Raw genomic sequence first — 13,198 nt, 5'->3', positions numbered from 1 at the left:
TGATGACCGGTGGCGCGGGCCGATTTTTTAGCTTCAGGTGATTTTTTTGACCCAGGACTTCGTTAAAAACCGCGTGCTACTGACGCTGGTGATCCTCCTTATTGCCACCGGCTCCGGGTTGGCTTTTCTCAGCCACGCGCCTAACCGGCTGGTATCGGGGCAGGGCATTTCGCTCTTCAGCCTGCTCAACGGGCTGGGCGCGCTGTTACTGCTTCCCGTATTGCTGCTGCTGTTTTCATTTTTCACACCTTCGCGTCGCAATACCTTGGTGGTCATGCTGCTGGCGGAAGTGCTGCTGTTTGGTATGACGGCGCTGGCGGGGCATACCGCCGTGACTCTGACCGGGGGGGACGAAGAGAGTCTGGCGCGAACCTCGCTCGGTGGCGGATTCTGGGCCTGCGCGGCGTTATCTTTGCTGATTGCCTCCGACGCCATCTCCCGTTTTACGCTAAATCATACCTGGCGGATTTTGCTCAATTTGCAGGTGATTGTACCCATCGTTCTGCTGATCGGCAGCGGTCAGCTCAGCGAACTCTCCTTGCTCAAGGAGTACGACAACCGCTCGGATGTCTTCAACGACGCACTGTGGCAGCATCTGGGGATTTTGTTCGGCACGCTGGTTCCTGCGGTGCTGCTCGGCCTGCCGCTTGGCATGGTTTGTCACCGTTCGGCGCGCTGGCAGATGCCCATTCTTTCCGTACTTAACATCATTCAGACCGTCCCGTCGATTGCCCTGTTTGGCCTGTTGCTGGCACCGTTGGCGGGGCTGGCGAAAGCCATGCCGTGGCTGGCGGAGCACGGTATCAGCGGTATCGGGCTGGCGCCGGCCATCATCGCGCTGGTGCTTTACTCGCTGCTGCCGCTGGTGCGCAGTGTGATTGCCGGACTGGATTCAGTCTCATCAGGGGTGATTGAATCGGCCCGTGGCATGGGCATGAACCGGATGCAGGTGTTTTATAAAGTGCAGATGCCGATTGCCCTGCCGGTGATCCTTAGCGGCGTGCGTATCGTGGCGGTACAAACCGTTGGCATGGCGGTGGTCGCTGCGCTGATTGGGGCGGGCGGCCTTGGCGCGATTATGTTCCAGGGGCTGCTCAGCAGTGCGCTGGATCTGGTGCTGCTCGGGGTGATCCCGGTGGTGCTGATGGCGGTGATTGTCGATGGCATCTTTAAATTTTTAGTCTCAATGTTGGAAACCTCACGCAGATGATTCATTTCAAGCAGGTAAGCAAACACTTTGCCGGAAAAGCGGTCGTCCGCGACCTGACGCTGGAGATGGCCAAAGGCGAGTTTACGGTGCTGATTGGCACCTCAGGTTCGGGGAAATCGACCACCCTGAAGATGATTAACCGGCTGGTGGAGCATGATCAGGGGCAAATTACCTTTGCCGGTGAACCGATAGAAAAATTCCGCGCGCAGGATCTGCGTCGCCGCATGGGCTACGCCATTCAGTCCATCGGCCTGTTTCCGCACTGGACGGTGGAAGAGAACATCGCCACCGTGCCGCAGCTGCTCAAGTGGCCGAAAGCTAAAATTCGCGACCGCGTGACGGAGCTGATGGAACTGCTGCATCTGGATCCCGCGCAGTTTCGCCAACGTTATCCGCATCAGCTGTCCGGCGGGCAACAGCAGCGCGTCGGCGTGGCGCGTGCATTGGCGTCTGACCCCGAAGTACTGTTGATGGACGAACCTTTCGGCGCACTCGATCCAGTCACCCGCGCCACGCTGCAACAGGAAGTGGCGCGTATTCATCAACTGACTAACCGTACTATCGTGCTGGTCACCCATGATATTGACGAAGCGCTGAGCCTGGCGGACCGCATCGTTTTATTAAATGAAGGGCAGGTGATCCAGCAGGGAACGCCACTGGAAATGCTGACTAAACCGGCGACGCCATTCGTGCGTGACTTCTTTGGCCGCAGCGATATGGGCATCAAACTGCTGTCGCTCGGGCTGGTGGGGGAACGTACCAGGCGCGGTGAGCTGCTGGCGACACATCAGCAGCCCGTTGCGGCGTCCATGACGCTGCGTGAAGCGCTGTCGGTATTTGTGGCGCGTCATACCGAACAGTTACCGGTGATCGATGAAAATGGACAACCGCTTGGCGTGCTGCATTTCGCTGATTTAGTGGCCGAAAGGAGTGAGGCATGATCCTGCGCTGGCTGAAAGATCCCCTTCCCTGGGTGACCCTCTTGCTGATTGCGCTGGTGTTTGGCATGACCTCGCTCGGCGGCTTGTTTCACTGGCTGTTTCCGGCGCTGGACCGTCCTGTCTACCAGCAAGAGAGCTTTGCAGCACTGGTAGAGGCGCATCTGCTTTTAGTGGGTATCTCAAGCTTTATCGCCGTAATGATTGGCGTGGCGGCAGGGGTAGGCGTCACTCGTCATGCGGGAAAAGAGTTCCGCTCGCTGGTGGAGACCATCGTCGCGATGGGGCAGACTTTTCCTCCCGTCGCGGTGCTGGCAGTGGCGGTGCCGGTGATGGGGTTTAGCGAAAAACCGGCCATCATTGCGTTGGTGCTTTACGGCTTATTGCCGATTTTGCAGGGCACCATTGCGGGTATTGAATCGGTATCGGCTTCGGCACGTGAAATTGCGCAGGGCGTCGGCATGAGCCGCTGGCAAATCCTCACCAAGGTGGAAATGCCGCTGGCGGCACCGGTGATCGTCGCCGGGATCCGTACCTCCGTGATTATCAATATTGGCACGGCGGCTATTGCCTCGACGGTGGGCACACAAAGTCTCGGTTCACCGATCATTATCGGTCTGAGTGGTTTTAATACGGCCTATGTATTGCAGGGGGCGATCATTGTGGCACTGCTGGCGATCATCGTTGACATGGCATTCGAGCGCTGGAGCCGTTATTTGCAACGCTGGCAGGTGACACCGGCGCAGGTGTAAAAGTGCGCGTGAAAACGTGGGGGAAACTGAAAAGAAAACGCGCCGTCAGGACGCGTTATGAGCCGCTGGCGCTGGGGTTACAGCCGGTGCTGTGCTGGTATCCGGTGCTTTGTCATCCTGGATAACCACTGCATAACCCGCCACCATCACGCCGCCGATAGCGCCAATAGCCATCAGGCCGAACAGGGCGATAAGACATTTTTTGCCGAACGTATTCATCATAGAACCTCTTTAATAATTGCGCGGAATTATAAGGCGTTTGCCCCTGCCTGCAACAGTCTATTCATGCGAAGTCACGGGTCTGTTCATGTTTGCACTGCAAATCAACATATCGTGAAACTATTTAGCAACATTTTGCTGCGATAGCACAGATTCACTTGCCGCGTCGATAAGCAATAGCGTTAACTGTTTGCCTTCGAATTTATGCTTAAAAGTGCCTTCATCATGACCCGTTCCGCCACCCGTTCTTTGTTGCCGTTGATTGCCGCGCTGTTCGCCCTCTATTTTATCTGGGGTTCTACCTATTTTGTCATCCGCGTGGGTGTTGAAAGCTGGCCGCCGCTGATGATGGCCGGTCTGCGTTTCTTTGTCGCGGGCTGCGTAATGTTTGCGTTTCTGCTGCTGCGCGGACACAAAGTGCCGTCGCTCAAACAGTGGCTGGCCGCCGGTGCTATCGGTATTTTGCTGCTGGCCGTGGGTAACGGGTTGGTCACCGTAGCTGAACATATGCAGGTGCCGTCGGGCATTGCTGCGGTGATGGTGGCGACGGTGCCGCTGTTTACCCTGTGCTTTAGCCGCTTCTGGGGAATGCCGAACAGCCGTCTGGAGTGGACCGGCGTCGGCATCGGCCTGTTTGGGATTGTGCTGCTCAACACCGGCAGTAATCTCGGTGGTAATCCGTGGGGCGCGCTGCTGATCCTGTTGGCCTCCCTGAGCTGGGCGTTTGGCTCGGTGTGGAGTTCCCGTCTCACGCTGCCGGTCGGTCTGATGGCCGGTGCCGCCGAGATGATTGTCGCGGGTGGGGTGCTGCTGGTCGCCAGCCGTCTCAGCGGCGAACACCTAACCGCGATGCCGCCATTAAGCGGTTTTCTGGCACTCGGTTACCTGATGGTGTTTGGCTCGATGATTGCCATCAGCGCCTATATGTTCCTGCTGAAAACCGTCCGCCCGGCGATTGCCACCAGTTACGCCTACGTCAACCCTATGGTGGCGGTGCTGCTGGGTATCAGTTTCGGTGGCGAATGGTTGTCACCGGTTGAATGGGCTGCGCTGGCGGTGATCCTCTGCGCCGTCCTGCTGGTGACCTTAGGGAAGTTTGTTTTTGGAAGAAAACCGGCTTCTTTACAGGAGGTTAACCCCGACCGGTAGTTTCTGGGCGGCTGCCCAAAGGCGCTTTTAAATTCAAATTCCAGTTCAAAACCGTGGGCTCGCCGCCCACACGGGCCCAAAGGAGGTTTAAACGAACCTCCTTTGGAATCCTGCGTTTTTTTAACTGCGCGCTATCGCTGAATCGGGATGGCCGTGTTTCAGGTATCTCAGTGACAGCCGCAAAATGTCGCCGCTTAGGCGGTACCTTCGCTGTGGGTTTCGAGCCTATGGTCTCGAACCGCTTGCTCAGCGTCATTTTTGAATGCGGCCCCAACATTTTGAAGGTCAACACCACACTGGTTTTGAATTTAAATTTAAATTTAAATTTGAATTTGAATTTGAAAAATCTTCGGCCGCGTTCAAAACGACGTCGAGGGAGAGGCGCAAAACCGCGTGGGGTTTTACGCGGGTTGAAGCCCGAACTGAGATTACCGCGCAGCGGCGGAGTTTGCGGCTATAACGGAAATACCTGAAACACGGCCATTGTGACCAGCGCAGCTGCCGGTGTTCCATTAAAAAGCCCGGGAGTCCAGAGGGCGGCGGCGACTGGCCGCCTTCTGGTCGGTGTGGGCCGACGCCCACGGTCTTGAACTGGAATTTGAATTTAAAAGCGGGTTTGGGCGGCGGCCCAAGGTTCACCGGTGTGGGCCGATGCCCGCGACTTTGAATTTAAAAGCAGGTTTGGGCGGCAGCCCAGGGAGGGCTAGCGCCTCTCTGCGGTCATCTGCACGGTACTGATGGTGCGCGCCCGGAAACCCGCCTCGCAGTAGCACAGATAAAACAGCCAAAGCCGTTTGAAGCGATCATCGCTGTCGGGTGAGGTTTGCTGGTTCCAGTAGCTGACGACACGCTCGCGCCATTCGTGCAACGTGCGGGCGTAGTCGGAGCCGATATCAAACAGGTCGCGTACCACCAGACCGGTGTGACGGGTCATGGCCTCGCTCATGGCGGTGATCGAGGGCAGGAAACCGCCGGGGAAAACATAGCGCTGAATGAAGTCCACATTGCGGCTGTAATACTTATAGCGTTGATCCGCGATGGTGATGGCCTGAATCGCCATGCGCCCCTGGGGCTTTAACAGTGCATTGCAGCGTTTGAAAAAGGTGGGTAAATAACGTTTACCGACCGCTTCGATCATCTCGATAGACACCAGTTTGTCGTACTGGCCGCGCAGTGCGCGATAGTCTTCAAATAGCACGGTGACCCGGTCGCTCAGCCCGGCTTTTTCCATACGATGTACGGCAAAATCATACTGTTCGCGGGAAATGGTGGTGGTGGTGACCTGACAACCGTATTCGCGTGCGGCGAATTCCGCCATTGCGCCCCAGCCGGTACCAATTTCCAGCAGATGATCCCCGGGGCGCAGTTGCAATTGCTCGCACAGGCGACGCATTTTTGCCTGTTGCGCCTGCTCGAGCGTCATCTGCGGTTCCTGATACCAGGCCGAAGAATAGAGCATCTGGCTGTCGAGAAAGCCCTGATAGAAGTCATTACCGAGGTCATAATGTGCCGAGATATTTTTGCGCGCCTGCTTACGGCTATTGCTGCGCAGCAAGTGGATCAGGCCGTGCACCGGCGCGCTCAGCCAGCTCAGGCGGGCTCCTATTTTATCAACCAGTCCGAGGTTTTCGGCCAGTAATTGCAGTACGGCGGTCAGGTTTGGGGTCGTCCAGTCGCCATCGATGAAACTTTCACCGGCCGCAATGCTGCCTCCCAGCAATACACGGCGATAGGCGCGCAACTGCTGGACTTCAATCACGCCTTGCAACGGCGCACTCTCATCGCCGAAAAACAGCGGCTCCGCTCCCGGCTCCTGAATCGTTAAACCGGCACCGCTCAGCTGTTTCAGGACGCTGAGAATCACACTGCGTGCCGTTTTGCTGCGACGGTTTTCTGCGCCATTACGGACAAGCTGTACATCGGGATTGCTCATCGTCAGTCCTTATCAGCGGGAGGGTGAGAATAAACAGGCGTGCGTTTGAGCCACAGTTTTACCGCCTGCAAGTAGATGGTGACGGCGGTTTTACCGGTCATTAACGGCAGTCGCCAGAGCTGTTTGCGCAAGGTCTGGCGGGTCAGCGGCTGGGCTTTGAGGGTCAGCGTGGCATCGAACTCCCGCGTTTTGCGGTGGTTCTCTATATGTACGCGTAACTGTTTTCCGGGCGGGGTCAGCTGCCAGTGATAAACCATGTCCATCGGGTTGAATGGCGAAACATGAAACGCTTTGGCGACCGGCAGGCTGCCGTCTGGCAAGACGGCGTAAGTGTGACGTTCGTTCCACGGCGTATTGCGCACCTCGGTCAGCATCCAGCGCAATACATCGTTGCTGTCATATAAGTAGTAAAAATTGACCGGATTAAAATACAACCCGAAATAGCGTAGCTGACACAGCAGCATCACCCGGCCTGTCAGCCGGACACCGGTCAGTTCGGCAATGCGATCCTGGGCTTTGGTTTTAATGTCACCGCCGCCCAGATAATCGCTGCGCCGGAAGCTGGCGGCGGAAAACGTCTCCAGCCGGATCCCAACCTGATGCAGCTGATCCAGCTCATCGAGATCGATAAGCGGCATAAAAATCGCGTAGTCGAAATGGTGTTCTACCGGTGTAAACCGGCGATGACGCACCCCGCCGACGTACAGCGTGCTGTTCATGACGCCACCGGTTTAGAGTGCGCTTGACGCGTGTGCGCTGGACTTTTTAGCAGCTGGTCGACGACGTCGCGGGCGCTGTTTACGCCGTCTTCATGAAACCCGTTGTACCAATAAGCGCCGCAGAACCAACTGTGGTGATGGCCGTTGATCCAGCCACGTTGCTGTTGGGCGTCATGACTGGCGAGGTTAAGTACCGGATGCATGTACTGGACGCGGAACAGGATTTTGCTTTCGTCTACCGGCGTGGCCGGGTTCAGCGACACGCAGAAGGTGTGCGGTGAATACAGGCCCTGCAAGATATTCATGTTGTAAGTCACGCTGGCCTGGCGCTCCCGGACCGTCGGGTCTTCCACCGGCAGCAGGTAATTCCAACTGGCCCATGCCCGTTTCTGCTTTGGCAGATGGCGCGTATCGGTGTGCAGAATGATGTCGTTGGACTGGTACGGCAGCGCGCCAAGGATCTCTTTTTCATCATCGCTGGCATTCTCGCCGAGCAACGCCAGTGCCTGATCCGAGTGGCAGGCGAAAATCACCTGATCGAAATGCTCCGCACCACGTGGGGTTTGCAGCGTGACGCCCGCGGCATGGCGGAACACGCTACGCACCGGTGTGGCAGTCAGTAATTCAACATGGGCAGGGAGTTTCTGCTGCATCCGGCGAATATATTCCCGCGAGCCGCCGGGCACCACCATCCACTGCGGACGGTTGGCGACGTCCAGCAGACCGTGGTTTTCGAAGAAACGCAGAAAGAGTGACAGTGGGAATTGGATCATATCTCCCAGTGAAGATGACCAGATAGCCGCGCCCATCGGCAGGACATAATGCAGGGCGAAGAACTCAGAAAACTGGTTCTGATCCAGCAGATCGCCGAGGGTCACTTCGTCATTATTCGGGTTGTTCAGCTGCTGTTTGCACAATGCATTGAAACGTAAAATTTCGCGCAGAAAACGCCAGAATCTCGGTTTGAAAACGTTGCCGCGCTGGGCGAAAAGTGTATTCAGCGTATGCCCGTTGTACTCCATTCCACTTTGCGGATTGCGTACCGAAAAACTCATTTCGGTTGGTTGCCCCTGCAAACCTAACTCGTCCAGCAGGGCGATGAAGTTCGGGTAAGTCCGCGTGTTGTAAACGATGAACCCGGTATCAATGGCGTAGTCACGGCCGTCGAGGGAAATATCCACTGTGGCCGTGTGGCCGCCAAGTGTTTCACTGGCTTCAAATACGGTAACAGCACAGTCGGGTGACTGGCGGGACAACATCCAGGCGCAGCTCAGCCCGGAAATACCGCTGCCGATAATAGCAATTTTCATCAGTCGGTTACCTTACCAGCCGTTGGGTCAGTCGTTTTTGCCATGCCAGGGGCAGCAGGGTGACCGTTTTTAGCAACCACGCAAACAGCGGCGGGAAGGCAATTTCACTGGCTTGGCGTGCCAGACCATCACGGATATATTGAGAGGCTTTCTCGGCGCTGACCATCATCGGCATCGGGAAATCGTTGCGCTCGGTCAGCGGCGTTTTGACAAAGCCGGGCATGACAAATGAAACGTGGATCCCACGCGGGGCAAGATCAAGCGCCAGAGAGCGGGCGAAATAGGCCAACGCTGCTTTGGATGCGCCATAGGCCTCGGCTCGTGGCAACGGCACCAGCGAAGCGGTTGATCCGACCAGCACCACACGCGCACCGGTTTGCAAACCCGGCAGCAGGGCGTCAAGGCAGTTGATCGGGCCGATCACATTGGTGTTCATGACCCGCGTCACTTTCTCTGCATCGACGACGCCGTTGTCCAGGTATTCGCAGGTTCCTGCACACAAAATAATCAGGTCAGCCTGGATCCAGGCGAGGGCCTGGCGGGCTAAAGTCAGATCGGTCATATCGAAACTCAGGGTGTCGATAGCCGGGTTGGCCATATTCAGTGCTTCGAGCCTGGCGTGTTCACGCCCGCAGGCGGTCACTTTCCAGCCGTCGGCGGCATAGTCCAACGCCAGCTGTTTACCAATGCCGGAACTGGCACCGGTAATCAAGACATGACTCATGATTTCAACCTTGTCTTTAACGCTTTGACGGCGGTTCCCAGCATCGGAATATGCTCATATAACATGGCCCCCAAATCGTAATAGTCGCGCTGATAGATAATCAGATCGTCGGCCAGCCGCAGATGGCTGATCCCGTCGAGCGACAAATCCTGGCCCTTATTCAGTGAAGGGTGGGAATAGTCCATACGCCATAACAGTGTGGCTTCGCTGCCATTGCACAGTGTCCGCTGGACATCAAAACGGCAGTAATTCATGGTTTTCAGCAACTGTCGGAAGTAATGCTCCAGCGCATCCACGCCGTGGTGCTGACCGACGGGATCAATAAATTCAATCTGTGGGTGATAAATGCGCGACAACTGTGGCAGTTGGCTGTCATCAAGCTGACGATAAAAATCAGCCAGCCGTTCGAGAGGACCCATCAGGTCGTTGGTATCAGTAGGGCTAGAGGTCATGATTGTCTCCTTGGCGGGGGTCAGATTCAGTAAGCAGCGCAGCGCTGCCGAGCAAGCCGACAGACAGACCCTGCTCGCGCCACTGGATCATTTTATTTTTCTGCAAGCGGGTCAGCCTGCCCTCGGACCACAACAGAATCTGATGCGCGCTGATGTTGTCCAAATACGGTTCATCAAGTGGCTGCGGCAGCACGTCAATCTGCACGCCTTCTTCGCTACGAATAATGGCTTCAAGCCAGAGTTCGGTGTTGTCCATCGGCCCCCATCCCAACAGCACGACCCGCACGCCGGGTTTTTTACGGGCGGCATTCAGGCACATCACTGTGTGTTCAATCAGGATGCCGTCCAGCAAGTTGCGCAGCAGCATCAATGAAGGGCCGCCGGAACTGAGCCGGGAACGCAGTGGGCGCAGTACATTATTGACCAGCGCGTTGGCCGGGTAGTCACGGCCCAGTTCGCTGAGCAACTGACGCACTTTCTGCATATTGTTATTTTGCAATGCATCCAGCAGGCGATGTTCCGACTGTGACCAGCTATTCGGTAGTGGTTCAACTTTGCCTTCCAGTAAGGCTTTAACCTGCCCGACCGGCACGCCCCGATTGATCCACGACAAAATGACGCGGATGGTATCGAGATCCTGGTCACCAAATAGCCGGTGGCCGCCTTCGGTGCGCTGAGGTTTAAGCAGGCCATAGCGGCGCTGCCACGCACGCAGGGTGACGGGATTGATACCACAAATACGGGCGACTTCGCCGATGCTGTACAGAGACATAAAACCTTCCGAAATATTCATACCGTTAATATTTACTCTAGCTGGTATAGATAAACTTGTACAAGCTTATTGTTGTTGTACAACTTCAACCGCTGCGGGTTGGATTAACCAACAACATTTATTCACGGAATGACTCTTGCGAAAATCTCATATATGAAATAAATTCTCGATATTGGGAATTTATTGAAAGGTGAGAACTGTGGAAGAGGAGCATCTGAACGACGACATGCGGCTGGCGGAAAGGCTGGCGTATCTGCGGGTCAATCAGGGATGGTCGCTGGAAGTGTTGTCGGCAAAGACCGGTATCAGCCGGGCGACGTTGTCGCGCATTGAGCGCGGGGAGAACAGCCCGACCGCCTCACTGCTCGGCAAACTCAGTGCAGCTTATGGGTTAACCACTTCCCGCCTGTTGATGGCGCTGGAGGACAACCCGCCGGAGCTTATCCGCCACGGGCAGCAGTCGGTATGGCGGGATACGGACACCGGTTTCGAAAGACGTTCGGTTTCGCCACCGGCCCACGGTTTTCGCGCTGAACTGATGGCCGGAAAGCTTAAAGCCGGTGCGACAATCTCCTATGATTCACCGCCGGTGGCTGGCCTGGAGCAGCATATCTGGCTGCTTGAAGGCGTGCTGGAACTGACACTCGATCAGCGCCATTTCCGGCTGGAAAAGGGTGACAGTCTGCGCTTCCACCTGTTCGGCACGTCATCCTTTCACGTTCACGGGCCGGATGACGCGCACTACGTTATCGCCATCTCCCGGCCTTAAAATCCTCCACCCGTCACCCCAGAGGCAAGCAGCATGTCGAAAAAAAATGAAGTGGTTGTGACCGAAGTGTTTGACGGCGATCTCAGCGCCGATGACCTGAATCAACTGGCTGAAACGCTGGATCAGGCGGTAGCGCAGGGGGCGAGTATCGGTTTTGTTCCGCCTTTCGGGCACGCCCAGGCGCTGGTGTTTTGGCAGAAACTCATTTCTGCCTTCATGTCAGGAGAGCGCCGTTTGCTGGTGGCGCGGCTGAACGGCAAGATTGTGGGTACGGTGCAACTGGCTGTCAGCCAGCCTGCCAACGGAACCCATCGTGGCGATGTGAATAAGCTGATGGTTCACCCCGACGCCCGCCGTCTGGGTATCGCCCGTTCGCTGATGGTGGCCATTGAGCTGGTCGCGCGCAGCGCGGGCAAAACTCTGCTGGTGCTGGACACCATTTCCGGCGGTGCCGCCGAGGGGTTATACACCTCGCTGGAATATAAAGTGGCGGGGCGAATTCCGGTTTATGCCGTTTCCACAGAGGGGGAATTGGAGTCGACGACAGTGATGTACAAGGTGCTTTAATTACAAATTTCATTTTAAATTCAAATTCAAGGTCAAGGTCGTGGGCGTCGGCCCACACCGACCAGAGACCCGCAGTCGCGCGGGCCTCTGGACCTGATGGCTCCCCACAAAATGCAGACAGGCATAGCGGGATATGATCTACTTCGTGCGCCAACAAAAAGTAAAGGACCCCGGCTATGCCTGTCGCACAAGTTTGCCAGAAATTTCTCCAAAAATCCCTTTCCCATATTCATGTTTATCGGCGTGACGCCTTGATTTCTATGTCTATGACTTTAGTTCGCGGGGCATCTTTAACCCTCACCAGCATAGGGCGCTATTTGCCCGGTTCCGCAAAAGTGAAACATAAAATAAAACGCGTCGACCGATTAATGGCTAATCCTCGCCTTCAACANCTGATGGCTCCCCACAAAATGCAGACAGGCATAGCGGGATATGATCTACTTCGTGCGCCAACAAAAAGTAAAGGACCCCGGCTATGCCTGTCGCACAAGTTTGCCAGAAATTTCTCCAAAAATCCCTTTCCCATATTCATGTTTATCGGCGTGACGCCTTGATTTCTATGTCTATGACTTTAGTTCGCGGGGCATCTTTAACCCTCACCAGCATAGGGCGCTATTTGCCCGGTTCCGCAAAAGTGAAACATAAAATAAAACGCGTCGACCGATTAATGGCTAATCCTCGCCTTCAACATGATATTCCCGGGCTTTATTGTTCCATCTCTCGCCATATCATTTCCTCGCTTTCACACCTCATTATTGCCGTTGACTGGAGTGCTTGCTGGCGGCAAGAGTTCCAGATGCTCAGGGCCTCTTTGTTATTCGAAGGTCGGGCTATTCCTCTGTTAAACCGTATTGAAACGCTAAAACAACAAGGAAATCATGACGTCCACGTCACATTCTTGGATGAGCTAAAACACATAGTCGGACCCGATAAATCGGTCGTTATTGTGACTGATGCAGGTTATCAGTCACCCTGGTTTAGTCATGTTAAAGCCATTGGATGGGATTTTGTCGGTCGTATCCGTGGGAACGTTCATAGCCGGTTGGACTGTAGCGAACAGTGGGCCAATTCTGAGACACTGACAGAATTGGCGTCCAAAATACCGAAAGCACTCGGCGCAGGGTTACTCAATAAAACCAGAAAGAGTCAAATCAGAGGCCACTTTTATACCTATAAAGCGCTACCTAAAAAGCGCAGGACAAAGCGAGTAAAATACGGCTCATCTGAGAAAGAGTATCGGCGCAGTGGAAAAGCGGCATGGCTGATTTTTTCTTCGATCGGAACAGATAAAGCCAGGGATGTGATTAATATCTACGGCAAAAGAATGCAGATAGAACAGAACTTCAGAGATGAGAAGAATCCTCGCTTTGGCTTCGGCTGGCGTCACAGCGGGAGTACAGGAATAGCCCGGCTGAATGTCCTGTGCCTCCTGTCAATGATAGCGTCAGTCATGACATGGTTCATTGGATATCTTATTGAACTGACAGGGAAACATCATTCATACCAGGCAAATACAATAAAGACTCGCAGGGTCCTTTCATTCCAGACATTAGCAAGAAACGTGCTGCGCCATGAATCCGATTTAATCACAGCAGCCAACATATTGAACGCCTTCAATATCTGGCAAAAAAACTACGACTCAGTGTCTCATTGGTGAGAAGAGTAATTTGTGGGGATCCCTCAT

At 55.1% G+C, this 13,198-nt stretch carries 14 protein-coding genes and 1 pseudogene; 8 read left to right on the top strand and 7 right to left on the bottom strand.

What is annotated here, in order from left to right; all coding sequences use genetic code 11:
- The first annotated feature begins 46 nt into the window (after positions 1-46).
- The 3 genes from EAH77_RS03165 to EAH77_RS03155 are packed head-to-tail and all read left to right on the top strand — an operon-like array spanning position 47 to position 2,900.
- Positions 47-1,210, top strand: a complete 1,164-nt coding sequence (locus EAH77_RS03165) for an ABC transporter permease (RefSeq protein WP_140470377.1) — start codon at positions 47-49, stop codon at positions 1,208-1,210.
- On the top strand, positions 1,207-2,151 hold the full coding sequence (locus EAH77_RS03160; RefSeq protein ID WP_140470376.1) for an ABC transporter ATP-binding protein: 945 nt from the start codon (positions 1,207-1,209) through the stop codon (positions 2,149-2,151). Before EAH77_RS03165 ends, EAH77_RS03160 begins: the two co-directional genes overlap by 4 nt.
- A complete protein-coding gene (locus EAH77_RS03155) occupies positions 2,148-2,900 on the top strand; it encodes an ABC transporter permease (RefSeq protein WP_140470375.1) in 753 nt (250 codons plus the stop codon). The genes EAH77_RS03160 and EAH77_RS03155 overlap by 4 nt, the downstream gene beginning before the upstream one ends.
- A 45-nt stretch (positions 2,901-2,945) precedes the next feature.
- On the opposite strand, the gene EAH77_RS25765 is transcribed toward EAH77_RS03155, so the two are convergent.
- Positions 2,946-3,122, bottom strand: coding sequence for a hypothetical protein (locus tag EAH77_RS25765; RefSeq protein ID WP_162541439.1), 177 nt, complete (start codon positions 3,120-3,122; stop codon positions 2,946-2,948).
- A 222-nt stretch (positions 3,123-3,344) separates the two neighbouring features.
- Here EAH77_RS25765 and yedA point away from each other — a divergent pair, with 222 nt between their 5' ends.
- Complete coding sequence (yedA, locus tag EAH77_RS03150; protein WP_140470374.1) at positions 3,345-4,268, top strand: drug/metabolite exporter YedA; 924 nt, start codon at positions 3,345-3,347, stop codon at positions 4,266-4,268.
- A gap of 703 nt (positions 4,269-4,971) precedes the next feature.
- Here yedA and EAH77_RS03145 read toward each other — a convergent pair.
- The 6 genes from EAH77_RS03145 to EAH77_RS03120 are packed head-to-tail and all read right to left on the bottom strand — an operon-like array spanning position 4,972 to position 10,178.
- Positions 4,972-6,201: an SAM-dependent methyltransferase gene (locus tag EAH77_RS03145; RefSeq protein WP_140470373.1), complete on the bottom strand. Its 1,230-nt coding sequence runs from the start codon at positions 6,199-6,201 to the stop codon at positions 4,972-4,974.
- A 2-nt stretch (positions 6,202-6,203) separates the two neighbouring features.
- On the bottom strand, positions 6,204-6,920 hold the full coding sequence (locus EAH77_RS03140) for a DUF1365 domain-containing protein (protein WP_140470372.1): 717 nt from the start codon (positions 6,918-6,920) through the stop codon (positions 6,204-6,206).
- Positions 6,917-8,230, bottom strand: a complete 1,314-nt coding sequence (locus EAH77_RS03135) for an NAD(P)/FAD-dependent oxidoreductase (protein WP_140470371.1) — start codon at positions 8,228-8,230, stop codon at positions 6,917-6,919. Before EAH77_RS03135 ends, EAH77_RS03140 begins: the two co-directional genes overlap by 4 nt.
- Positions 8,231-8,237: 7 nt before the next feature.
- Complete coding sequence (locus EAH77_RS03130) at positions 8,238-8,954, bottom strand: SDR family NAD(P)-dependent oxidoreductase (protein WP_140470370.1); 717 nt, start codon at positions 8,952-8,954, stop codon at positions 8,238-8,240.
- Positions 8,951-9,406 (bottom strand): nuclear transport factor 2 family protein, encoded by a 456-nt coding sequence (locus tag EAH77_RS03125; RefSeq protein ID WP_140470369.1) that lies wholly within the window; start codon positions 9,404-9,406, stop codon positions 8,951-8,953. Before EAH77_RS03125 ends, EAH77_RS03130 begins: the two co-directional genes overlap by 4 nt.
- Positions 9,396-10,178: a MerR family transcriptional regulator gene (locus EAH77_RS03120; protein ID WP_140470368.1), complete on the bottom strand. Its 783-nt coding sequence runs from the start codon at positions 10,176-10,178 to the stop codon at positions 9,396-9,398. Before EAH77_RS03120 ends, EAH77_RS03125 begins: the two co-directional genes overlap by 11 nt.
- A gap of 226 nt (positions 10,179-10,404) precedes the next feature.
- Between EAH77_RS03120 and EAH77_RS03115 the strand changes: the two genes are divergently transcribed.
- From EAH77_RS03115 to EAH77_RS03105, 4 genes and pseudogenes are all read left to right on the top strand, one after another.
- Positions 10,405-10,947 (top strand): helix-turn-helix domain-containing protein, encoded by a 543-nt coding sequence (locus EAH77_RS03115; RefSeq protein WP_140470853.1) that lies wholly within the window; start codon positions 10,405-10,407, stop codon positions 10,945-10,947.
- 33 nt (positions 10,948-10,980) lie between these two features.
- Positions 10,981-11,514, top strand: coding sequence for a GNAT family N-acetyltransferase (locus tag EAH77_RS03110; RefSeq protein ID WP_140470367.1), 534 nt, complete (start codon positions 10,981-10,983; stop codon positions 11,512-11,514).
- A gap of 176 nt (positions 11,515-11,690) precedes the next feature.
- Positions 11,691-11,879 (top strand): annotated as a pseudogene (locus EAH77_RS25455) (IS4 family transposase); the annotation flags it as partial.
- Positions 11,880-11,989: 110 nt separating this feature from the next.
- Positions 11,990-13,171, top strand: coding sequence for an IS4 family transposase (locus EAH77_RS03105; protein ID WP_140470366.1), 1,182 nt, complete (start codon positions 11,990-11,992; stop codon positions 13,169-13,171).
- The last annotated feature ends 27 nt before the right edge of the window (positions 13,172-13,198 follow it).

The organism is Ewingella americana, from assembly GCF_006438725.1.
Classification (GTDB): domain Bacteria; phylum Pseudomonadota; class Gammaproteobacteria; order Enterobacterales; family Enterobacteriaceae; genus Ewingella; species Ewingella americana_A.
Note: the sequence above shows the minus strand (reverse complement) of the source record. Positions and strands in the feature narration are given on the sequence as shown.